At 64.5% G+C, this 21,541-nt stretch carries 18 protein-coding genes; 7 read left to right on the top strand and 11 right to left on the bottom strand.

The genetic code is table 11. The features are described from left to right. The first annotated feature begins 22 nt into the window (after positions 1 to 22). The 5 genes from VEW47_16535 to VEW47_16515 all read left to right on the top strand — a co-directional run bounded on the left by VEW47_16535 (position 23) and on the right by VEW47_16515 (position 4,624). Positions 23 to 304 (top strand): DUF507 family protein, encoded by a 282-nt coding sequence (locus tag VEW47_16535; protein HYS06789.1) that lies wholly within the window; start codon positions 23 to 25, stop codon positions 302 to 304. Next, complete coding sequence (locus VEW47_16530; GenBank protein ID HYS06788.1) at positions 301 to 585, top strand: DUF507 family protein; 285 nt, start codon at positions 301 to 303, stop codon at positions 583 to 585. The genes VEW47_16535 and VEW47_16530 overlap by 4 nt, the downstream gene beginning before the upstream one ends. A gap of 22 nt (positions 586 to 607) precedes the next feature. After that, complete coding sequence (gene selB, locus VEW47_16525; protein ID HYS06787.1) at positions 608 to 2,542, top strand: selenocysteine-specific translation elongation factor; 1,935 nt, start codon at positions 608 to 610, stop codon at positions 2,540 to 2,542. A gap of 73 nt (positions 2,543 to 2,615) precedes the next feature. Next, positions 2,616 to 2,795, top strand: a complete 180-nt coding sequence (gene tatA, locus VEW47_16520; protein HYS06786.1) for a twin-arginine translocase TatA/TatE family subunit — start codon at positions 2,616 to 2,618, stop codon at positions 2,793 to 2,795. Positions 2,796 to 2,869: 74 nt separating this feature from the next. Next, on the top strand, positions 2,870 to 4,624 hold the full coding sequence (locus VEW47_16515) for a ChaN family lipoprotein (protein ID HYS06785.1): 1,755 nt from the start codon (positions 2,870 to 2,872) through the stop codon (positions 4,622 to 4,624). Here the strand turns inward: VEW47_16515 and VEW47_16510 are convergent. Genes VEW47_16510 through VEW47_16475 form a run of 8 tightly spaced genes read right to left on the bottom strand, consistent with a single transcriptional unit; the run spans position 4,610 to position 9,560 of the window. After that, positions 4,610 to 5,470, bottom strand: a complete 861-nt coding sequence (locus VEW47_16510) for a hypothetical protein (protein ID HYS06784.1) — start codon at positions 5,468 to 5,470, stop codon at positions 4,610 to 4,612. The genes VEW47_16515 and VEW47_16510 overlap by 15 nt on opposite strands. Positions 5,471 to 5,496: 26 nt before the next feature. Then, positions 5,497 to 5,700, bottom strand: coding sequence for a hypothetical protein (locus VEW47_16505; protein ID HYS06783.1), 204 nt, complete (start codon positions 5,698 to 5,700; stop codon positions 5,497 to 5,499). 19 nt (positions 5,701 to 5,719) lie between these two features. Further along, complete coding sequence (locus tag VEW47_16500) at positions 5,720 to 5,926, bottom strand: hypothetical protein (protein HYS06782.1); 207 nt, start codon at positions 5,924 to 5,926, stop codon at positions 5,720 to 5,722. Then, a complete protein-coding gene (locus VEW47_16495; GenBank protein ID HYS06781.1) occupies positions 5,923 to 6,387 on the bottom strand; it encodes a hypothetical protein in 465 nt (154 codons plus the stop codon). Before VEW47_16495 ends, VEW47_16500 begins: the two co-directional genes overlap by 4 nt. Further along, the gene (locus VEW47_16490) at positions 6,377 to 7,033 is read right to left on the bottom strand and encodes a hypothetical protein (GenBank protein ID HYS06780.1); all 657 of its coding nucleotides are present in this window, start codon (positions 7,031 to 7,033) and stop codon (positions 6,377 to 6,379) included. The genes VEW47_16495 and VEW47_16490 overlap by 11 nt, the downstream gene beginning before the upstream one ends. Before the next feature lie 25 nt (positions 7,034 to 7,058). After that, entirely contained in the window at positions 7,059 to 7,805 is a 747-nt protein-coding gene (locus tag VEW47_16485) for a ParA family protein (GenBank protein HYS06779.1), read from the bottom strand. Beyond that, complete coding sequence (locus tag VEW47_16480) at positions 7,796 to 8,707, bottom strand: P-loop NTPase (GenBank protein ID HYS06778.1); 912 nt, start codon at positions 8,705 to 8,707, stop codon at positions 7,796 to 7,798. Before VEW47_16480 ends, VEW47_16485 begins: the two co-directional genes overlap by 10 nt. A gap of 10 nt (positions 8,708 to 8,717) precedes the next feature. Beyond that, positions 8,718 to 9,560, bottom strand: a complete 843-nt coding sequence (locus VEW47_16475) for a hypothetical protein (protein HYS06777.1) — start codon at positions 9,558 to 9,560, stop codon at positions 8,718 to 8,720. 357 nt (positions 9,561 to 9,917) lie between these two features. On the opposite strand from VEW47_16475, the gene VEW47_16470 reads away from it, so the two are divergent. Further along, positions 9,918 to 11,402 (top strand): GAF domain-containing protein, encoded by a 1,485-nt coding sequence (locus tag VEW47_16470; GenBank protein HYS06776.1) that lies wholly within the window; start codon positions 9,918 to 9,920, stop codon positions 11,400 to 11,402. 145 nt (positions 11,403 to 11,547) lie between these two features. Then, entirely contained in the window at positions 11,548 to 14,217 is a 2,670-nt protein-coding gene (locus VEW47_16465) for a PAS domain S-box protein (protein HYS06775.1), read from the top strand. Between the two features lie 58 nt (positions 14,218 to 14,275). On the opposite strand, the gene VEW47_16460 is transcribed toward VEW47_16465, so the two are convergent. The 3 genes from VEW47_16460 to VEW47_16450 form a co-directional block, all read right to left on the bottom strand. Continuing rightward, positions 14,276 to 15,619, bottom strand: a complete 1,344-nt coding sequence (locus VEW47_16460; GenBank protein ID HYS06774.1) for a sigma-54 dependent transcriptional regulator — start codon at positions 15,617 to 15,619, stop codon at positions 14,276 to 14,278. A gap of 285 nt (positions 15,620 to 15,904) precedes the next feature. Then, positions 15,905 to 21,004, bottom strand: a complete 5,100-nt coding sequence (locus VEW47_16455) for a sigma 54-interacting transcriptional regulator (GenBank protein ID HYS06773.1) — start codon at positions 21,002 to 21,004, stop codon at positions 15,905 to 15,907. A 126-nt stretch (positions 21,005 to 21,130) separates the two neighbouring features. Next, positions 21,131 to 21,373 (bottom strand): hypothetical protein, encoded by a 243-nt coding sequence (locus VEW47_16450; GenBank protein ID HYS06772.1) that lies wholly within the window; start codon positions 21,371 to 21,373, stop codon positions 21,131 to 21,133. Positions 21,374 to 21,541 lie beyond the last annotated feature (168 nt).

Below are 21,541 nucleotides of genomic sequence, written 5' to 3'. Positions count from 1 at the left end.
TCGCTGTGCTATTCTGCGGTTCATGCGTCTGACGCGCGATCAGGTCGAGGCGATCTCCCAGCGGATCGTCCGCGGACTCATCAAGGACGAGATCATCGCCGCGGACCGTCCGGAGGCGGCCATCGACCTCCTGGCGGGCGTGTTCCTGGCCGATCTCGCGGCCGAGGACCGGCTCAACGACGAGGTCCACGAGCTCCTCAAGAACTACTCCGAAGAGATCAGCCGCGGCATGGTGAACTACCAGGAGCTGTTCCGCAAGGTGAAGTCGAAGATGGCCCGGGATCGCAAAATGGTGATCTCGTGAGACTCAGCCACGAGCGCTGCGTGCACCTGTCGCACCTCTTCGTCAACGCCCTCGAGGACGAGGAGAGCGTCGAGTTCCTGCTCGACCCGAACGACATCCGCCAGAGGATCCTGCAGATCCTCGAGGCGGAGCTGGTGAAGGAAGACGAGATGGAGGAGGCCATCCGGCGCAAGATCGCCCTGCACAAGCGCGACGTGCCGGAAGGCAGCGCCGAGTGGGATCTCCTCTTCCGCAAGTACTACGACGAGGAGATGAAGAAGGTGAAACGGGTCCGCGAGTAGGACGCATCCGCGCCCCGCCTCCATGATCGCCCCGCGCCAGGTCGTCGTCGGCACCGCCGGACACATCGATCACGGCAAGAGCCTGCTGGTGGAGGCCCTGACCGGCACGAATCCCGACCGCCTGAAGGAAGAGAAAGAGCGTGGCATCACCATCGACATCGGCTTCGCGAACCTCGTCCTGGACGACGGCACACGGGTCGGGTTCGTGGACGTGCCGGGTCACGAGCGCTTCGTCAAGAACATGCTCGCGGGAGTGGGAGGGATCGACCTCGTCCTGCTGGTCATCGCCGCGGACGAGTCGATCAAGCCGCAGACGCGCGAGCATTTCGACATCTGCCGCCTGCTGCGCATCCCGGACGGCGTCGTCGTCCTGACCAAGAGCGACCTGGTCGAGCCGGACATCCTCGACTTGGTGCGCCTGGAGGCGCGCGAGTTCGTGGCAGGCTCGTTTCTGCAGGCGGCGCCCATGGTCGCGGTCAGCAGCCGGACCGGGACCGGGCTCGAGGAGCTGACGACGGTGCTGCGCGATCTGGCGGGACGGGCCGCCGGGCGGGCTCCGCACGGTCTCATGCGTCTGCCGGTGGACCGCTCCTTCAGCATCAAGGGATTCGGCAGCGTCGTGACGGGGACGCTGATCGCCGGCACGATCCGCGAGGGAGACGAGGTGGCGGTCCTGCCGCAGGGGACGAAGGCGCGCGTCCGCGGCCTCGAGGTCTTCAACCAGCCGACCGCGATCGCGCATCCCGGTCAGCGGACGGCGGTCAACCTGCAAGGTGTCGAGGCGGGGGCGATCCAGCGAGGAAACCTCCTGACCGTTCCGGGAGTCCTCGAGCCGTCGTACATGCTCGACGTCGAGCTGGAGACGCTCGTGGCGGATGAGGCCGCCCTGCGCGATCTCGCGCGGGTGCGCTTCCACCATGGCACGCTCGAGGCGATGGCGCGCGTCAAGCTGTTCGAGGGCGGGACGCTCCCTCCCGGTGGCCGTGGTTTCGCGCAGCTCCGCCTGGAAACGCCGCTGGCCGCGCTGCCGGGTGATCGCTTCATCCTGCGCCGCTACTCTCCGCCGATTACCATCGGCGGCGGCACGATCCTGCACACACGCCCCCCCAAGCTGAGGCGCTCGGCGCCCGGGGCCCGTGAGCGCTTCGCGCGCCTGAGCGATCCCTCGCCCGTCGTCCGGCTGCGCGCCCTCGTCGACGAGGCGGGGGCGTCCGGTGTCGACGCGCAGGACCTGAGATCGCTCACCGGCCTGGAGCCGGTGGAGACCGCGCATCTCCTGGAGCCGGTCGTGCGCGCCGGGGAGATCGTGTCCCTCCCCGCCGCCGCGACGCGCTACGTGGCCGCGGAAGCCTGGAGCGATCTCGAGGACCAGGTGAAGGCGACGCTCGCGGAGTTCCACAGGAAGGAGCCGCTCAAGGAGGGGTTCCCCCGCGAGGAGCTGCGGACACGGCTGTTCGCCCGGCTCCATCCCGACGTCTTCAAGTTCATCCTGACGGGTCTCTCGCAGAAGGAGGCCGTGCGAGTCGAGAAGGACCGGGTCGCGCTCGCCACCCATCGCGTCGCGCTGACGCCGAAGGAGGAGGCTCTTTTGGAGCAGATCGAGGCCCATTACTCCTCGTCGGGGACCAATCCGCCCGAGCTCGACGAGGTGGTCGCGTCGCTGCACGCCGACCCGACCCAGGCCCGGCGGCTGTTCCACCTGCTCCTGCTGCGCGGGCGGCTGGTGCGCATCCCGGACGGCAAGGTGTTCCACGCGCGGGCTCTCGACGATCTCAAGCGCCGCCTCTGGGAGCAGCGCGCGCGCGCACCCGTCATCGACATCTCGGAGTTCAAGGAGCTGAGCGGCACCAGCCGCAAGAACGCCATCCCCCTCCTGGAGCATTTCGACCAGACGCGCGTCACGCGACGCGAGGGAAACAAGCGTCTCATCCTCCCGCCGCCCGCGGACGCACCCTAGGAGCGTCTGGGAGGCCGGCTGATTGACTCCCGCTCGCACGGGGTCTAAGATCAACCGTCTGGGGGTGCTACCAATGGGTCCGATTGGCTTTCCCGAGCTGATACTCATCTTGATCATTCTGCTTCTCATTTTTGGAGGCAAGAAGATCCCCGAGCTCGCCCGAGGTCTGGGCAGCGGCATTCGAAACTTCAAGGACGCCATGCACGAGGGGGAGCGCGGAGACCAGAAATCAAAAGATACCAAGGACAACTGAAGGCCGATCACCGCCCCAGCTTCGGTTCGAGGCGGGAGCGGGCGTAGAGAGTTGCCCGGTCCCCCCACCCCGCCATGTCGAGCAGCCCTCCTCTCCCCACTCCGACCCCTCCGATCCGGGAGGAGATCGCCCTCCAGAGGGCGACGGTCGCCCGGCTCAAGAAGGACATCCTCGGGATCGACCGCAACGCCCGCAGGCGCTACATCCGCGAGTTCCACGAGGAGTTCTCGCACCTCGAGGGACCCTCGTCCTTCGACGATCTGGTCGTCGCCTGCTTCAAGGCGGATCTCGTCTACATCGGTGATTACCACGCCCTGCCCTCCTCGCAGGAGTTCGCCGCCCGCCTCCTGCGCGAGATCGCCGATCGCGCCAGCGAAGTGGTTCTGTGCCTGGAGATGGTCTACACGCGCAGCCAGAAAGTCCTCGATCGGTTCATGACAGGGGAGATCGGCGAGGAGGAGTTCCTGAAGGGGATCCGCTACGACCTGGACTGGGGCTACGACTGGAAGTCCTTCCGGCGGCTGTTCGACGTCGCCCGCGAGCGCGGGATCGCTGTCTTCGGGGTCGATTGCGAGCCGCGCAGCGGCCTGCGCTACATCGGAAAGCGCGACATGCACGCCGCGGCCCGAATCGCCGAAATCGTGCAGCAGCGTCCGCGCGCCAAGATCGTGGTTCTGATCGGCGAGTCACACCTGGCGCGCAACCATCTGCCCCGCAAGGTGACCGACAACCTCAAGCGCAGAGCCCTGGAGCGCCGCGGTGTCATCGTGCTCCAGAACCTGGAGGAGATCTACTGGCAGCTGGCGGAGCGCGGTCAGCAGCAGGCTGACGTGGTGACGCTCGGTCCGGATCGCTTCTGCGTGTTCAACACCAGCCCGATCGCCAAGTACGAGGCCTACCGCCAGACGCTCGAAGCGTGGCAGGGGGACCCCGAGGACCAGGGGGACGTGGACCTGTCCTCGACCGTCTACAGCATGATCGACACGATCCTGAGGTTTCTCCGGGTCGACAAGTACACGCACGTCGTGAAGCGCAGCGGTCGCCCCGGGGACTTCCTGATCGACATCTACCCGGAGGTCTATTCCGGGCTCGACGACAAGGAGCTGAGACACCTCCTGCAGGCCCACGAATTCTCCGCGGAGGAGGTCGAGGAGATCGCCGATCACGTCGCCAACCGGGGCTCGTGCTACGTGCCGCGCATGAACGCCATCTTCATCGGACGGCTCAACCTGGTGCACGCCGGCGAGGAGGCGGCGCACTTCGTGAACCTGGCCCTGAAAGGGGAGGTCTACGACGACGCGCCGCGCGAGATGCCGCAGCACGACCTGTTCTACAACGGCGTCCTGGAGGAGGCGCTCGGGTTCTTCGGCTCGAAGCTCATCGACCCGGGACGCAACCACTTCTTCGAAACGGCGTTCTACCAGTACTACCGCAAGGACAGGGAGACCATCGAGCGGGAGACCGCGTACACCTACGAGGACTTCAACGCGATCATCCACTTCATCCTGCTGCACAAGAAATTCGAGCAGAACTACGGGACGTACGAAGACGTGCCCCCCGAAATTCTGGCCGGCATCCGATCCGAACCGCGCCGCGCCAACATCCTCATCCACGAGCTCGGATATTTCCTCGGGCAGCAGCTGCACGACGCCTATCGCGCCGGTGTCATCGACCGTCGCGACATCGCCCGCCTGTTCCGGGATTCCTTCCGCGAGAGCGGCAGTGCCCTGAAGACCTACCTCGATCTCACCGAGCGCGTGCGGCCCGCCCTGCAGGAAGGGTCGACCCCGCAGCCGTCGCCCGGGGATGGCGGGTCAGAGGCCCCTTGATGTCGCGGGGATCTCCGCCCGCCGGAACAGGACGCCGGTCGCCGAGCTGAACAGCAGCAGGGACGGCACGGCCGCGAGATAGCCCAGGCGCACGAGCTCTTCGAGGACCTGCAGGGCCTCGTCCGGACCGCACCCGAGCCTCGAGGCCGTGTCCTCGGCCACCAGACTGGCGGCACGCGACGACGCGAGGAGAGCCAGGAGATCGCGGCAGCGGCGGTGCAGCGTCATGCGAGCGTCGCGGCGCAGGCGGAGATCGCGCACGACCGCGGCCGCCAGGATCACGGCGGCGCGCCCGGCCAAAGGATCGGGGCTCTCGAGAAAGATGTCGAAACGATCGAGCCGTTCCCGGACCGCGCAGGTGAGGCCGCTGCAGCGGCGGAGACCCAGAATGCCCACGAGGATCTCGATCGCCACGTGCTCGATCAAGTGAGCGGCGGCGAGACCGTCCCGAGGGTCGGTCTCCTCCGGGGCGACCGCGGTCTCCGGGGCGGCCCGCGCCCCGTCCTCGAGAAGACGCCGGATCCCGTCGCCGTCGCCGCAGTCGTGCTCCAGAAGACGCGGGCAGAGGCCGAGGAGGGCTTCGCGTCCCTCCGGGGAGAGGGGGAACGAGGTTCCGCGCAGATCGGCCCCCAGGTCGATCGTCATCCTCACGCGCGGCAGACCCGGCACGAATCCGGGATGCAGCGGCGAGACCTCCGGAAACAGGCCCACGCGCACCTCGCGGATGTGAATCGAGTCCGCGGGCGCCTCGTCGCCGGGCGGGGCCGCCGGCGGTTCGCCCGGCCGGGGGCCGGGCGGACGGCCGCGCAGCTTGTCACGGAACGGTCGAAGCAGCTCGTCGCTCACGGGTTTCTCCTCGGCGGCGCGCAGGGTCAGCGTCCGGAGTTCGGATCCTCCAGATCGAGCATGCCCTGCAGCACGACGCGGTACTCGCCGCTCTCGCGGTCGACCATCTCGACCTGGGCGGCGGCGCTCACCGAATGGATGATCAACTCGCCGATCTTGGTGCGCAGCGTGGCGGGCGACGTGGGCGAGGCTTCGAGCGTGGGGAGATCCGACAGACGGAATCGCTGCATCGGGTGGAGCCTCCTGGGTTCAGGTCTTGTCGAACGGCGTCTTCTCGGTGTCGAGCGTGCCCTGCAGCACGATCCTGTACTCGCCGGTCTGCGGATTCACGGACTCGATGCGCACTCGCGCCGACGTCGAGCTGATGAGCATCTCGCCCAGCTTCGCGCGCAGCCCCGCGGCCGAGGTCGGCGCGGTCTCGAGAAGCGAAAAATCGTCCAGACGGAACCGGGTCATTCGTCTATCCTCCTTTCAATCCGTCCCGCGGTCGGCGGGGCGGGACGCGACGATGCGGGGCCGCCGGTACAGGCGACCACCCGCCGGTAGCCCCTGGAGATCATGTCGAGCGGCGCCCGCGCGAGATCCTTTTCCAGCCCCTTCTCGATCTCATCCACGAGGTCGTTCAGGATGGTCGCGCCGGTCGTGCCGGTGCGCTGCGGCATGATCGGCTCGATGACGGGAGCGATCCCTCCCTCATGATTGGGCCCCAGGAGCTCGGCCATCTCCAGAGGGGACACCGGACCGGACGGAGCCGCGGGAGCGACGACGACCGGTATCGAAAGTGCCGCGGGCGCGACCGCCGGTTTCGTCCCGGCTCTTCTGAAGTGGGGGAGAGCGGGCAGAGGGATCCTTTTCAGGTCGGTCGTCGCTGGAATGCCCGGCGACGTCCTCGGGCGCGGCCGGCGTTCAGTGGTCATCACGGACCCTCCTGGGGGCCGGGTCGCCCCCGGGCGTCCTGATCTCGGGCGTTGGAGTGGCCTCTTCGTCGGCGGTGCTTCCGGTTTTGGCGGGAGCCCCGAAGGACCAGAACGATCCCGGCAGCGTGCGGCGAGGTGCTGTGTCCTGCGCCGGGAGAGAGGGCCGGGGCTCGGTCGCCGGCGTCGCGGCCGGCCAAGGCGGATCCTCCGTCGCGAACGGATCGGGACGGACCGGATCGAGGATCCGATCGGCCACCGAAAACGACAGCCGCCCTGAAGGAGTCCTGGACGTGAATCCCATCCAGGTCACCAGCGCCACGTCGTCCACGAAGGGGTCCATATCGTCGACCCGGCGCTCCGGTCCCTTCGGCGCCGCCGGCGCCGAAGGTCCCTTCCTGCGCCGCGCCGCGCGCGGCGTGGGCGGGGGCTTCGTCGCGGGTCCGCGGGCCTCCTGCACGACCGCCACGATCCGCCGGGCCAGGGGCAGGGAGACGCCGCTCGTGGACGCCAGGAGATCCGGACCCGCGGTGGCGATGGCCGACTCGTCGCCGTACCCCGCGCGCGCCAGCCGGTCCAGGACCTCGCGACCGAAGAGCTGGACGAGCAGGGTCAGGCCGGGCCGGTCGCGACTGTCGCTCGCGCTCATCGTCTTCTTCTTTCTTCCGTGAGGGTCAGCATTCCGCCACGACCTCCGCGGCCAGCGCCATGTAGTCGCGGCAGCCGCGGGCGTTCGGGTCGTAGTCGACGATCGGCACGCCGAAGCTGGAAGCCTCCTTCAGCTTGACGTTGGAGTGGATGACGGTCCCGAACATCGCCTCGCCGAAATAGCCGCTCAGGTCCTTGAGGATCTCGCGGCCGAAGGCCGTCCGGCGATCGTACAGAGTGGCCAGCGCCCGGATGCGCGGCGCTCCGCTCGCGGCCCCTTCGATGAACTCCAGAAGCTGGCTGACGCCGTACAGGGCGAAGAACCCGGTGTCGACCGTGATGATCATCTCGTCGGCAGCGCGCACGGCATTCGCGGTCAGGAGACCGCCGGTGGGCGGGCAGTCGATCAGGACGAACTCGTAGCGTCCGTCCAGAGTGCCGAGCGCCCGCTTCAGCGTCTCCTCCCCGTGCGGCAGCAGCTGAAGCCGCTGCTCGGCGAGGAGCAGCCGCGGGTTCGAGGGGGCCAGATCGAGATTGTCGGACACCTTCCTGACGACTCCCTCGAAGCCGCCGCCGTCCAAAAGGGCGTCGTAGACCGTCGCGCCCTCGAGGTCCGGCCGCCCGCGGCTCAGGCCGAGGGAGGCGTGGGCCTGGGGGTCGAGATCGACGAGGAGGGTCCTGCGTCCGAGCCGGGCGAGGCAGGCCCCCAGGTTGATGGCTGTCGTCGTCTTGCCGCAGCCCCCCTTCTGGTTGGCGATGGCGATCACGCGCATTCGGGTCCCCGATCCGACTCTCCGGCTGCAGAACGCCGGCTCTCGATTTCCAGGAGAAGCGCCCGGCCCACTCCGCGCAGACAGGCGGAGGCAGGCGCGGCCGGCTGGTTGAGAAGGATCGGGATGCGGGCGGCCACCGAGGTGCTGACGCGCGCGTCGTTGAGCACATGACCGAGATACGTCAGGCCGCGTTCGAGGAAGCGCTGACTGACGCGCTCGATCCGGGAGAAGACCTCCAGCCCCTCGACGGCGCTGTGCGCGCGGTTCACCACGACGAAGATGCGCGCCGAACGATTGTTGCGGGACACGTTCTTGATGACCGCGTAGCCGTCGGTCATGGCGGTCAGGTCCGGGCTCGTGACGACCAGGATCGCTTCGAAGGCGTACAGGAACGAGGTCGTGGCCCGTCCGATGCCGGCCCCGGTGTCCACCAGCACCACGTCGGCCCTGTCGCCCGTCGCGTCCAGGGCGGCCACCAGGCGCCGCAGGCGGCTCGCGTGCAGGTCGGCCATCTCCGGCCGGCCCGACCCGCCGCCGGCCAGCCGCACCCCGAGCGGACCGTCCTCGGCGATGTCGTCGATCGTCGCGCCCGCTTCGATGACGTCCATCACCGTGCGGCGCGGCTGCATGCCGAGGAGCAGGTGCAGGTTCGCGAGCCCCATGTCGGCGTCGACCGCGACGACCCTCATCCCGGACGCGGCCAGGTGGACGGCCAGATTGCTGGTGAGGATCGATTTCCCCGTCCCGCCCTTGCCGCTGGTGACGCAGACGACGATCGGACGCGGACGGGCCGCCGGGGACGCCTCCTTGACGAGGGTCAGCTCCAGGGGTCTTGTCTCGGGAGCAGCGAATGGCGAGACGCCGAGATCGTACAGGCCGCGGCCCAGCCGGCGCCTGGTCAACCGTTCCTCCTCACGACGATCTCCTGCCGCGATCGAGCCTCTGGCGCTCGAATCGCTCGAATTCCTCCAGCTCTTCCATCGTCAGCGTCTCGAACGAGCCGGGGAGCGCCGGCTCAGCGTCCGAAGGGATCGGAGCGGGCGGCGCTCCCGCCTCGTCCATCTCCCAGGGGAACCGCTCCTCCGGCCCGTCCGGCCACGGCATGTCCGCCGCCTGCTCGGGTGCCATCGTCGGAGCCGGTGTCCCGGACGCATCCTCCGCGTCGGCCAGGACCGGACGAATGCCGCGGGACACGGTCTCGGTCTCGCCCGACGGAAGCACACCTTCGGGCCAGAACGGCTGCCGGGTTTCCCGTCCCGCTTCGGCCTGGTCTCGCGGCTCGACGCTGTCGAGACCGAACAGAGTCGCCGCGGGCTCGACGATCGCCCGGCGGTCCCCGTCGCCTGCGTCAATTTCGCGCGCCAGGCAGGGCGTGACCCGGACCGACAGCAGGGACAATCGGCGAAGGAAGTGATGGCTGAACGAGGGGGAGAGGAGAAATCCGATTGCCGGACGTTCGGCGTCGACGCCTCGCTCGGCGAACAGCCGTCCGAGAAGATCGCGCTGGTCGGCGGCCCAGAGATGACCATCGAGGAGCCGCGCCAGCGCCGCCTCCGGGTCCCCGGTGGCGATCACGACGAGGGCCAGACTCCCCGAACGGTCGACCCCGATCGCATCGAGGCTTGCCGTCGGTCCCGTCCTGATGTCGAAGTCGAAAAGGCTAAGGTCCCGCTGGATGACGGAGGGGTCGGACCGGATCAGGGCGCGGATCGACTCCGGGGTGCTGCTGGAGCCGGTGGGGACGCGCGATGGCAACGCACGCCTCGAAGCGCGGGAAGCGCCTGCGATGGCGGCCCGGACACGGCCGGGCCGGTCACCTGGCGACGCTGTGGACGCTCACGTCTTTGGAAGCGTGCCGCCAGTCTGCTGGTCCCGCGCGGGGCCTGCGTAAAGTTTTCGCTCTGAGGGATCGATCCGACCGTCCGCCGCGCGGTCTATCCAATTGACCGACAAGAGCTTCGGTCGGGTGCCATCGTAAGCGAGCGGCGCTCGCGAAGTCAAGCGAGATGGCGGACGGAGAATCTTTTCCGGGGGCGCATAAGTCATATACACTGATACGCATCACCAGGACAAGGTTGGGGGACCGTTCGTCCGGGAGCGAGGGGGTGTCCGATGGGAGTGCCCAACCAGGAAGTCGAAGTCAAGGCAGACAGGCTGCTCTTGAGGCGGATCCGCCGGCAGCTGCGTAAAGAGAACGCCTTCGTTCACCTTCTGCGTGTGGTCACGTCGGCCTCCAACGAATCCAGCACGATCGAGGAGGCGCTGCAGACGACTCTCGACGCCGTCTGCGGCCTCACCGGCTGGCCGGTCGGCCACGCCCTCCTGAGGATCGACGAGAAGGACGAGCTCGCCTCGGCGCGTCTGTGGCACCTCGACGGACCGGAGCGCTTCGAGTCGTTCCGCAAGATCAGCGAGGCCCTCACGTTCGGCGGCGGAGTCGGTCTCCCGGGCCGGGTCCTGGCGGGCGGTGCCCCGATCTGGGTCTCGGACGTGACGATGGACACGAACTTCCCGCGCAACCGGATGGTGCATGACCTGGGGCTGAAGACCGCCTTCGCCTTCCCGATCCTGGTCGGCCGCGAAGTCGCGGGCGTGCTGGAATTCTTCCACACTGAGAAGGTCGAGCCGGACGAGGCGATCCTGATGATCATGAAGCAGGTCGGGGTGCAGCTGGGAAGGGTGGTCGAGCGCCGGCGCGCCGAGCAGACGCTGATCAGCCTGGCGCAGGGGATCTCGCCGAAGCAGGGGGAGGACTTGTTCCGTTCCCTCGTCCTTCACCTGGCAAAGAGCGTGAAGGCCGACTATGCCCTGGTCGGCGAGCTGAAGGAGGGGAAAGACGCGATCCGGACGCTGGCCGTCAGCGCGCAGGGAGAGATCGCCCCGAACTTCGAGTACGACCTGGCGGGCACTCCGTGCGAAGCCGTGATCGGCCGGACCTTCTGCTCGCACCCGCGAGACGTGCAGGAGAAGTTTCCACGGGACCGCATGCTGGTCGACATGAAGGTCCAGAGCTACGTCGGGACACCGCTGTTCGATTCGCACGGCCGGGTCCTCGGGCTCCTCGTCGCGCTCTGGTGCCGGCCCCCCGCCAACATGCAGGTCGCCAACTCGATGATCCAGATCTTCGCCGTGCGCGCCGCGGCCGAGCTGGAGCGCAAACGCGCGGAGGAGACGGCGGAGAAGCTCGCCGAGGTGCCGCGCGCCAACCCCCACCCGGTTCTTGAGTTCTCCGGCGACGGCACGCTTCGATTCTGCAACGCCGCGGCGCACGTGCTGGCGCGCTCGCTGGGAAAGGACGACCCGATCCACATCCTTCCCGCGGACACGGCCGGGATCGTCAGGAAATGCCTGGACACGGGGAAGAACGGGCTCGTCGTGGGCACGCCCGGGGACAATCGGACGGTCATCTGGTCGTTCATCCCGATCGTGAAGAACGACTCGGTATTCGCCCACGCCTTCGAGCTGACCCTGTTCCTGGACCTGCACGAGGAGATGCGCCGCATCGGCGCCGTGTCTCGGAGATCACGCGGAGGAGGGCACGCGCACGGCCTCCGCGGCGGCTCCGGGCGCCGGCCCTCCAAAGAACGCGTCCACTGACACGGCGTCCTGCGCGTCCATCCCTGCAACGACCCGACCGCCCCCCGCGGAGAGGCCGCGGCGCACGCGTTCGCATTGACTCCGTCGGCGGGGCGGATGCATGATGACCGGGCGAGGCTCAGTGACTGCGCAGCGCCGGAAACCGATGAGCTCCTCCGCGGAATCCTCCAGGCTCCTGTTCGAAGAGAACGCCTGCCCGATGTGGATCTGCGACTCGAAATCGTCCGCCTTCCTGGAGATCAACGCCGCGGCCAGCGCGCTGTACGGATACTCGCGTGACGAATTCCTTGCGCTGACCCTCGAGAACATCCACCCGCCGGACGACGCCCCGCGCCGTCTCAGCAGCGGCACCTGGCGCCACCGGCGCAAGAACGGCAGCGTCATCGAGGTGGAGGTCAGCGCCAGCCGGATCGAATGGGACGGCCGTCCGGCCCGCCTCGCCGCGGTCCGGGACTTGAGCCCGCAGGCGAAGGCCGAGAGAGCCCTGCGGGAGAGCGAAGAGCGCTTCAACCTCGTCAGCCGCGCGACCAACGACGTGGTGTGGGACTGGAATCTGGTCGCCGACAGGGTCTGGTGGAGCGAGGGGGTCACGACGGTGTTCGGCTACGCGCCCGAAGACGTCGGCCCCGGCGGCGACTGGTGGAAGGAGCGCATCCATCCCGACGAGCGGGACGCGATCCTCGCGGCGACCCAGCGGTCGATCGATACCGGAGAGGAATTCTGCGACGAGGAGTACCGCTTCCGGCGGGCCGACGGCTCCTACGCCCTCGTGCGCGACCGCGGCTACGTCCTGCACGACGCGGACGGCAGGGCGGTGCGCATGCTCGGCGCGATGACGGACATCACCTCCCACCGCGAGGCCGAGAAGGCCCTGCGCGAGAGCCAGGAGCTGATGCAGCAGATGAACCAGGCGATCCAGGACGTCTTCTACGTCAGCGACGCCGAGACCAACGACATCATCTACATGAACGCGGCGTTCGAGCGGATCTGGGGGGTCAAGGTGGACGCGGTCCAGGGCCGCCCGCGCTCGTGGCTGGACAACGTGCACCCCGACGACCGCGAGCGCGTCGTCCGCTCGCTGACCGACTGGCGGCCCCGCGGGGACGCCCCGGAGTGGAACGAGGAGTTCCGGATCATCCGGCCCGACGGCGCCGTGCGCTGGATCTGGGTCCGATCCTTCCCGATCCGCGACGCCGCGGGGGAGATCGTGAGGTTCGCCGGTGTCGAGAGGGACGTCACCGAGCGCAAGCGCACCGAGGACACGGTGCGCTCGCTCCTGGCGATCACGAGGCAGCTCAACTCGACCCTCGACGTCGACGCCTTGATGGAGGCGCTGGTCCAAGAGACGCTGCTGCTTCTCGACGCAGAGGGGGGCTTCGCGGGCCTGATGACACCCGAGGGGATGACCTGTCTGAAATATTTCACCCGGGCCGACGTCATCCCGTTCCCGTATCGGTGGCCATCCGGGCGCGGCCTGCCCGGGTGGGTCGCGGAGCACAAGGCGCCGTACGTCACCAACGACGCCGTCACCGACGCGCAGATGGATCGCGACCTGCAGCGTCGCTTCGGGATCCGAACGGCCCTCTGCACGCCCCTCCTGGACGCGCATTCGGTGGTCCTCGGCTTCATCCAGATCCACAACAAGAAGGACGGGTCGGAGTTCGACCACTCGGACGAAGTGAAGCTGACGGCCGTGTCGCGCGCCGCCTCGGTCGCGGTGCAGAACGCCCTCGCCTACCACAAGCTCCAGCAGACCGCCGAGGCGCTGCGCCTCGCCGAGGAGAAGTACCGAGGCATCTTCGAGAACGCCGTCGAGGGGATCGGGCGGACCACGCCGGAGGGTCTCATCCTCGCCGCCAACCCGGCCTTTGCCCGCATGCTGGGGTACGACTCGCCCGAAGATCTGATCGCCCACATCTCCGACATCGGCCGGGTCTACGTGGACAAGGGACTGCGCGCCGAGATGCAGCGCATGATGGAGAAGGAGGAGGCGATCCAGGGGGTCGAAGCGCAGGTGCGCCGCAAGGACGGCACGCCCATCTGGCTGTTGATGAACCTGCGCGCCGTACGGGACGAGCAGGGACGCCTGATGCACTACGACGGCGTCGCCCAGGACATCACCGCCCGCAAGAAGACCGAAGAGGCGCTGCGCGAGGTTTCAGGGCTGCTCCTGCAGTCGCAGAACGTCGAGCGCCGCCGCATCGCCCGCGAGCTGCACGACAGCACGGCGCAGAGCCTGGCGGCCCTGGGCATGAACCTCAGCATGGTCGGCAAGGCGGCGGGCAGCCTGAGCGCCGTGGCCCGCAAGAAACTGCGCGACAGCATCGAGCTGACGCAGCAGTGCTGCCGTGAGGTGCGGACCCTGTCGTACCTGCTGCACCCGCCCGCCCTCGAGGAAGGGGACCTGTGGTCGGCCGTGCGCTGGTACACGGAGGGGTTCGCCAACCGCAGCGGCATCCGCGTCGATCTCACCCTGCCCAAGGCGCAGAGCGCCGGCCGGCTGCCCGAGGTGGTCGAGACGACGTTGTTCCGGATCGTGCAGGAGAGCCTGGCCAACATCCACCGTCATTCCGGCAGCCGCCGGGCCCGCATCCGCATCGCCAAGAGCCGGTCACGCGTCACGCTCCTGGTCCGCGATGAAGGGCGGGGCCTGCGCAAGGCGGTCGGCCGCAACACCCGCGACCCGGCGCTGATGGGTGTCGGCATCGCCGGCATGCGCGAGCGCGTCCGCCAGCTGGGCGGGGAGATCGCGATCGACTCGAGCGGGCGCGGCACCGAGGTCAAGGTGATGCTGCCGCTGCCGCGGGGGCACTGACGATCCGCGGCGTCCGTCCGCTGGATGGGCGCCTTCGTCGCGGGAATCACATCCCTTCTCAGCTCCGAGATTTCAGGGACCGGCGTCCAAACTGGATCGGAATTCCGAAGTGGCGCATGCGACGATAGAGTTTGGGACGTGACCAGCCGATAAAGCGAGCTGCCTGCGTCTTGTCGCCCTCGGAATTGTGGAGGGCTTTCTCGATCATGAGCTGCTCGCCGCCCTTGCCCGCGCCCGAGTACTCTCGCGATTCCTCGGTGATCATCACGTGGCGGATGCGGTCCGGGAGCTCGGTAGCATCAATCCGGTCGCTCTCGCTCAATGCAACCGCCCGCTGCACGACGTTTTCCAATTCCCGAATATTGCCGGGCCAATCGTACTCCCCCAACAGTTCGAGGGCGCCGCAGGAGAACGCTCGACGTGCTAGGGCGGTCTCCGCTGCAATGCGGTCCAGAAAATGATCGACCAGGGCCGGGATATCCTCTTTGCGATCGCGCAGAGGTGACAGGTCGACGGTGATGACGTTGATGCGATAAAAAAGATCTTCGCGAAACGTCCCTTCTTTGATCAAACCGTGGAGACTGCGGTTAGTCGCGGAAACGATCCTGACATCGACGCGGATGGTCTCCTTCCCACCTACCGGACGGACCTCCCGTTCTTGCAAGGCGCGCAGAAGCTTGCTTTGCATTCTCACACTCATGTCGCCGATTTCGTCGAGGAAAAGAGTGCCGCCGTGCGCCAGCTCGAGGATCCCCTTGCGGTCGCGATCGGCACCCGTGAACGCTCCGCGGACATGACCGAACAGCTCCGACTCCAGCAGGCTCTCGGAGATCGCGGAACAGTTCTCTGAGAAGAATCGTTGAGTCTGGCGCCCCGATTTCTGGTGGATGGCCCGTGCCACCAACTCCTTTCCCGTCCCACTTTCTCCCTGGATCAGCACTGGCAGAGTGCAAGCAGCTGCCTTCGTGATGAGATGATGAACGCGTCGCATGCTTTCGGTCGACCCGATGATGCCGTCGGAGCCATCCTGACCAAGGATCGTCGCCACGATTGGGCCCCTTGATCCCCCCTCTTCCTCATGGGAGGCCAAACCGTAATCAGCAATCGTGGTGCCGCTGTTCGGCAGCGTAAGGATCGACTCGAGACTCCCAACCGGGCGGGGACTGCCCGCGCGACTTGCGCCCTCGGGGCCACGTGCCTGAGGAAGCCCATAAAGAGCCTTCCTGCTCAGCGTGACGATGATGCGCTTAGTCGCTTCCTCGAGCATCCGCAGGTCGGCGAGATCCATGAGGCTTTTCAGTGACTCGTGCCGCTCACTCAGTGTTCGCGCCTGTCCACCCAGCCTTCGAAGATCCTGAAGCCAGGCATCTAGGTCCAACCTCTTGTGCGGATCAGTTGTCATCCAGCGTTTTCTCCTTCTGCTTCATTTCCCCGGCCATGGACACGGCTCTCAATTCGGTGCCTGTGCGCCCAAATGAATTTGCTTCCCGGCCGGTGGTGGGGCTGAACAAAGCAATTGTGGTACCAGTGAAGACAGAGAGTGCGATGACTATCTTGAGTGGGAGCAGGGCCTTTACTTGCTTGCGGATGCGCCGAGGGATCGGCGGGGTGACACCAAGTGTCACTCAATCAGCGACGGTCGATGTGTCCCATTGTGGAAATCGGCCGCCTGCAGTGTCACACAGTATCACACGGTCTGCCCGTAATCGGTGGGGATGTCGAACGCTTTCATCTTCCTGTAGAGCTTCTGGCGGTTCCAACCGATGAAGCGCGCAGCCTTAGCCTTGTCGCCCGCGAAGCGCCGCAGGGCCTCCTCGATCATGATTTGCTCCCCGGTCTTGTGACCGTCGCCATTGCCATTCGTGGGTGTGAGCCCTGCCGCAGAGCGGATCATCCCAGGGAGATCGTCCACGACAATGACATCGCCTGGCGTAAGGACCAAGAGGCGCTCCAGGACGTTCTCCAGCTCACGAACGTTTCCCGGCCAGTCATAACGACAAAGCGCCTCCACAACCCCCGGCCTTAGACTTCTCGGTTTACCAGAATCGCGAACGTGCTTCCTGAGGAAGTTGTCGACCAGCAGCGGTATGTCTTCACGGCGCTCGCGGAGTGGCGGAACTTCAAGGGTAACAACGTTCAGTCGGTAGTACAGGTCGGTCCGAAACTTCCCGTCCTTCATCAAGGCGCCAATATCGGCGTTCGTCGCACCCAGCACCCGGATATCGACCTGCCGTGGCGTGTTTTCCCCAACTCGCCGAATCTCGTGTTCCTGCAAGACCCGCAGGAGTCTCGCCTGTAGCGCCAAGCTGGTGTTCGTGATCTCGTCGAGGAAGAGCGTACCGCCGCTCGCCTCCTCAATTAGACCCACCCGGGTCTTCTCGGCACCCGTAAATGCGCCCCGAACAAATCCAAACAGCTCGGCTTCGAGTAGATGTTCCGGGAGAGCTCCACAATCAATCGCGACGAACTTCCCCTTTTGACGTGGGCCGTTGTAGTGGATGGCCTTCGCGACCAGCTCCTTCCCAGTGCCGCTCTCTCCGACGATGAGCACATTGCAGTCGCTGGAAAGCACGCCGGAGATCGACTCACAGAGCTTGTGCATTGCGGGTGCAGCACCGATCAGATTGTCGAATCGATTTCTCCCCTTCACATCTCTTCTGAGTCTGTCGTTCTCGGCGCGCATGTTTCCGAACTGTCGCGCGTTCTCAATCGCGATCGCAGCCTGGCTCGCGAATGATTCCACGAAGGTCCTCTCCTTGTCCGTGAACATTTGCGCCGCCTTGCGCGTATCGAGATAGATGACGCCCACTGTCTTGCCAAGGTTTCGCATAGGAACACACAAGATCGACTTGATCTCGTGAATCACGAGACTCTTGAATGCGGACAGGGCTGGGTCGGTTCCGACATCGACCTTGAGGAGGGTGTGCCCTTCAGCGACTTGTTTGATGACCGAGCGACTGAACGAAGCAACACCGTCCAGACTCTCCCGATCCATGCCGCGAGCGCAGGCCAGCTGCAGCTCTCCACTCGCCTCGTCCTGAAGGAAGACCATGCCCCTTTCCGCCCGGACGTTCTCAATCGAGAGATCCAGCAGACTCGCCAACAAGTCGTTCAGATCGAGAATCGAGGTTAGCTTCTGACCTATGATGTTGAGCGCATTCAGCATCCTGCGCGAGATCTTTTCGCTACGACTCATCGCGGCAATGTCATGCCGCGCTCTCTTGCCAACTTGGCTACGCAGGCGTTCGTGCCTGGCGAGGACCTCACGGATCTCAGGCTGCCCGAGGAACGGCTCGCGGTACCGCTCATCCTCGATATCCATAGCAAGCTCGTTCACTGTTAACGCGGCCACCCGGTAACTCCCGAGCGCCCTCTCGTATTGCAGCCGCTGCTCGAACACCCGTCCGAGCCAGTAGCTTGCCTTCCACACATTCGGCCGATCCGCGTTTCGCTGCGAAATCTTGATGGCCTCCGTCAGGTCAGCCTCAGCTTCTTCAGTGCGTCCGGCAGCGAGCCGACCCTGCGCTCGCAATACCAGCGCCCACGTAGTGTGCCACGCCATTCCTTTCTTGCGACTAGTCTTGAGGACAGGCTCAATGCGGTACTCAAGCGCCTCGGGGGAAAAGCCGAGTGCCATGTCGATTTGAATGGCGGCCAGTTGAGCGGCAATTTGCCCACTGAACGGGGTGCGTCCATGGAATCGTGCTACACTCGCAGCCAATGATCCACGCGCTCGGTCGTGGTCCCCGAGTGCGCTCACAGATAGCGAATGCAGCAGTTGTGATTCAAACGCTTGGGCATCCAAATGTTCATTTTCACCAAGGCCATATGCTCGACGGGATATCCGAGCTGAGAGATCCGAACGGCCAGTCATTAATAGCAATAGCGCCCAAGCGTTCAAGGTATCACACGTCAAATCAACAGAAGATTGATGGCGAGATAAAGCAAGGTGATTTCTCAGCTCCGCGTGCGACCCGGCGTAGTATCCGGATCTGATGAGGACATCGGCAATGTTGCAGTTAACAGGCAAAGACCAGCTACTAGCTCTCAACTCTGACATGACCTCAAGCGCGGATCTGTAACATTTGAGGGCAGCCTTCCACCGACCCTGTGCTCTGTAGGTCTCACCGATGTTATTCCACGTCATCCCAGCCAATATCCTGTCCTCCAGTTGGGCTGCAATTCCTCGTCCATGTGTATGAACGCTTCTTGCCTTGGAATACATGCCAAGGTCAGACAAGATAATCCCGACTCTACTTGAAGCGAAAGCGCTTTTGACGTCCTGGCGCTGGCCACCTCGAAGAGCAACGGATCGTCGCTGGTATTTCAACGCGCGCAGATACTCTCCATTCTTCCAATGACAGGCCGCGATTTCTCCAAGGGTTGTGGATAGCGTGTCGGTCATGTTATGTCTGCGAGCCTTGACGGTGGCCCTAATGAGACGGGAAAGCCCATTGTGCCTATCCCCTAGTCGGCATTGGGCAAGGCCGAGAGCGATGGTTGCTTCAATTGACTCTCGATGAAGTGAGGCTACATTAGACAGATCGAAAGCAGACTGCGCTGCCTTCTCCATCTGTGAGTAGTCACCGAGGAAATCCGCCGCCTTGCATCTCTGAAGCTCCAACTCGATTAGGGTGGCAGTAGGTAAGATGGTTACCAACGAAAAACCATTCAAGCGGTCAAGGGCCTCTCGGGAAGCCCCGAGCGCGTGCTCAACGCGAGCTAGCCCGAGCGTTGCCAGCGTCCGTATATCCCGGTTCTCGGGCTCCATTGATAACACTCGCGTATAAAGGATCCCCGCTACTCGATGATCGCAGTGCTCTTCCGCTGCCCGCGCAGCAAGGAGGGAGTATTGCGTGGCCTCCTCCTTCATTTCGGCCGCATAGAAATGTTGAGCGGCCCGCTCCATACTTCTTTCTAGTTGTGGATGAGCAACGTACCAGCGGCCGAGGCGACCGTGGAGGTCCCGCTTCTCACAGTGGGGAAGTGACCTAAGGACAGCCTTTGCCAGAACACCGTTTGCCAAACGTACCAACGATACGTCATCCGGATCGGTAATCAAGACACCCTGCTCTACGAGGTCTTCGAAGGATTCGCGGATCTCCGAGGGGTTGGTATCAGTGAGCTGTGCTAGATCTTCCAAGGACAGTTGACACTCGGACGCGGCGAGAAGCGAGGCAAGGTCGCCCTTGCTGCCGATGAGGGAACTACATACGGGTTGCAAATACTCTGACATGACATCTGTGTTGGTGGCTTGAGTGAAGTCTTCTCCCAGACATAGCGAGCCGCCCTTTATGACGAGGTTCTGGCTGTCAAGAAGTGTCGTTAACAGTCTGGACAAGAGCCAAGGATTGCCTCCGGTTTCCTTGCCGCACAGGTCAAGGACATCCGGCGCAACCGTTGTGAGTCCCAGCGTCTGTTGAATTAGGAGCTCAGTGTCTCTCAAGCCGAGGGGGGTTAGCTGTAGCAACAGACCTCCAAGTTGAGCGACGGTCGCGAGGATGTCACGAAGGGAATACGTGGAGCTGTCTACGGCTAGGACGTAAACGTGAGAAGGCCTTGTGCGAGGGTAGGGTGGAGGACTCTCGCGCCTCAGCGCGGAAAGAAGATCCAAGTCGATGTCGTCCTTGACTATCAAGGTTGGTGCGTCGCCTTGAGGTGTGTCTTCGCGCTTGATCACATTCACCAAACGAACGTCGTCTCTTGATGAGGGGTCTTGCCTGAGTCTGCAAATGTTGTACCCGGCTTTGAGTCCGAGAATTGCGATATCCCGAAGGCAACGCGTCTTTCCGATACCGCGACAGCCTGCCACGACTATTAAATGCTGCTGCGGCGTTGAGTGCGGTTGAAGAGCTTTGTCAAGGAAGGTTATTGCTTTCTCGTAGGCTTCACCACGGCCGATTGTTGGCCCCGACGTTGTCAAGCCAAGCCAACTATGAGTCGTATGAATTCGATAGGGGATGTCTGGAGAGGATGTCGACATCAGACGTAAGATGTCCATCGCAGATTGAGGTCGCCTAGACGGGTCCTTCGACAATAGGTGATAGACAGTCTGGTGTAGCTCTGGTAAGGAGTGGCCGGTGAGAGGCGGAATGGGTTGCTGAACGTGCTGCCTGAGAGTAGATCCGATGTCCGTCCCTGTGAAGGGCAAAACGCCTGCTATGCATTGATAGAGAATCACGCCGAAAGAATATAAGTCCGCGGCAAAGCTGCATATCCTCCCTTCGATGATTTCGGGGGCAATGTAATGGGGACTGCCGAGAACACCATCAGGTGCGGACGTGTGGTTCCTCATTGCATATCCAAAATCAATGATTGTGATCGTAAGGTCAGATGCCGTTGACCCTGAACTTGTTGTAACTTGCAGGTTACTCGGATTCAGGTCTCCATGAACGTAGCCCCTGCGATGAATATGATCGAGACCGGCGCAGACTTGATTGATCATTGTATAGAAATGATGTCTCGATACCTTTTTTGAGGCGGTGACAAAGTCCTCCCCGTCAGCCCACTCGGTTGCGAGGAAGTCGGAGCGATCGTCCAGGGTCTTGCCGAAGTCTGTGAGCTTGACAAGGTTGGGGTGTGATGTTGTCGCTAGCACCTCCAACTCCCGGAGGAAGTGTGACGATGGCTCGACGTTCGAGCGATCCCCCGGCGTCCTGGAAGACCTGTACACCTTCAAAGCGCAGACTTCACCGGACGAGGCTTTTGCTCGGTAGACGGTTGCGTGAGACCCGACATTCAGCTTCGCAAGAATCGTGTAGGTGAGTAAGCGAGGGTAGGAATCCACGGGTGGCAAACGTAGTATTTCAGAAAACTATTTGTCAACCGCGACTACGCAGAAGCCAAAAAAAAGGGAGACCCGGTCAGGGTCTCCCTAATTTGAGTGTGTGGACCCGTCGGGGTGAGGGTGTCGTCAGTGTCCCCCGTCATTGCTCCAGATGGCCCCGTGGCCGCCCCAGATGGCTCCGTGGTCGCCCCAGATGGCGCCACGCTCGCCCCAGATCGCGCCGAGAAGTCCGAGGAAGTGCGCGAACATGCCAGAATTGTTCGAATTGGCCGTCGCCATTGCGGCACCCTGGGTCGGGGCCGCCATCGCCGACTGGCAGAGCGCCAGTGCCAGCACGAGAACCACGAGAACCTTCGCCATCCTCTTCATAGCCATCCTCCCCGCTCCGTTGACTGCCTGTTCACTACCCCATACCCTCGGCCAATCCTTAGAGCAACGGTGATGCCAATCTTGTAAGAGTACTTGGACATATCGGATCAAGTTATTGAAAATAAATACACTTGCCGACAGCTTCAACGGAAATCATGACGACAAGTG

The sequence above is a fragment of the Candidatus Dormiibacterota bacterium genome (genome assembly GCA_035635555.1).
Lineage (GTDB): Bacteria > Acidobacteriota > Polarisedimenticolia > Gp22-AA2 > Gp22-AA2 > Gp22-AA3.
This window is presented reverse-complemented; position numbering and strand designations above follow the sequence as displayed.

What these genes read in the sequence shown, in the direction of transcription:
- VEW47_16535 (HYS06789.1), top strand. Translation starts at nt 23, where the DNA reads ATGCGTCTGACGCGCGATCAGGTCGAGGCGATCTCCCAGCGGATCGTC.
- selB (HYS06787.1), top strand. Translation starts at nt 608, where the DNA reads ATGATCGCCCCGCGCCAGGTCGTCGTCGGCACCGCCGGACACATCGAT.
- tatA (HYS06786.1), top strand. Translation starts at nt 2,616, where the DNA reads ATGGGTCCGATTGGCTTTCCCGAGCTGATACTCATCTTGATCATTCTG.
- VEW47_16515 (HYS06785.1), top strand. Translation starts at nt 2,870, where the DNA reads ATGTCGAGCAGCCCTCCTCTCCCCACTCCGACCCCTCCGATCCGGGAG.
- VEW47_16505 (HYS06783.1), bottom strand. Translation starts at nt 5,700, where the DNA reads ATGCAGCGATTCCGTCTGTCGGATCTCCCCACGCTCGAAGCCTCGCCC.
- VEW47_16500 (HYS06782.1), bottom strand. Translation starts at nt 5,926, where the DNA reads ATGACCCGGTTCCGTCTGGACGATTTTTCGCTTCTCGAGACCGCGCCG.
- VEW47_16495 (HYS06781.1), bottom strand. Translation starts at nt 6,387, where the DNA reads ATGACCACTGAACGCCGGCCGCGCCCGAGGACGTCGCCGGGCATTCCA.
- VEW47_16490 (HYS06780.1), bottom strand. Translation starts at nt 7,033, where the DNA reads ATGAGCGCGAGCGACAGTCGCGACCGGCCCGGCCTGACCCTGCTCGTC.
- VEW47_16485 (HYS06779.1), bottom strand. Translation starts at nt 7,805, where the DNA reads ATGCGCGTGATCGCCATCGCCAACCAGAAGGGGGGCTGCGGCAAGACG.
- VEW47_16470 (HYS06776.1), top strand. Translation starts at nt 9,918, where the DNA reads ATGGGAGTGCCCAACCAGGAAGTCGAAGTCAAGGCAGACAGGCTGCTC.
- VEW47_16465 (HYS06775.1), top strand. Translation starts at nt 11,548, where the DNA reads ATGAGCTCCTCCGCGGAATCCTCCAGGCTCCTGTTCGAAGAGAACGCC.
- VEW47_16460 (HYS06774.1), bottom strand. Translation starts at nt 15,619, where the DNA reads ATGACAACTGATCCGCACAAGAGGTTGGACCTAGATGCCTGGCTTCAG.
- VEW47_16450 (HYS06772.1), bottom strand. Translation starts at nt 21,373, where the DNA reads ATGAAGAGGATGGCGAAGGTTCTCGTGGTTCTCGTGCTGGCACTGGCG.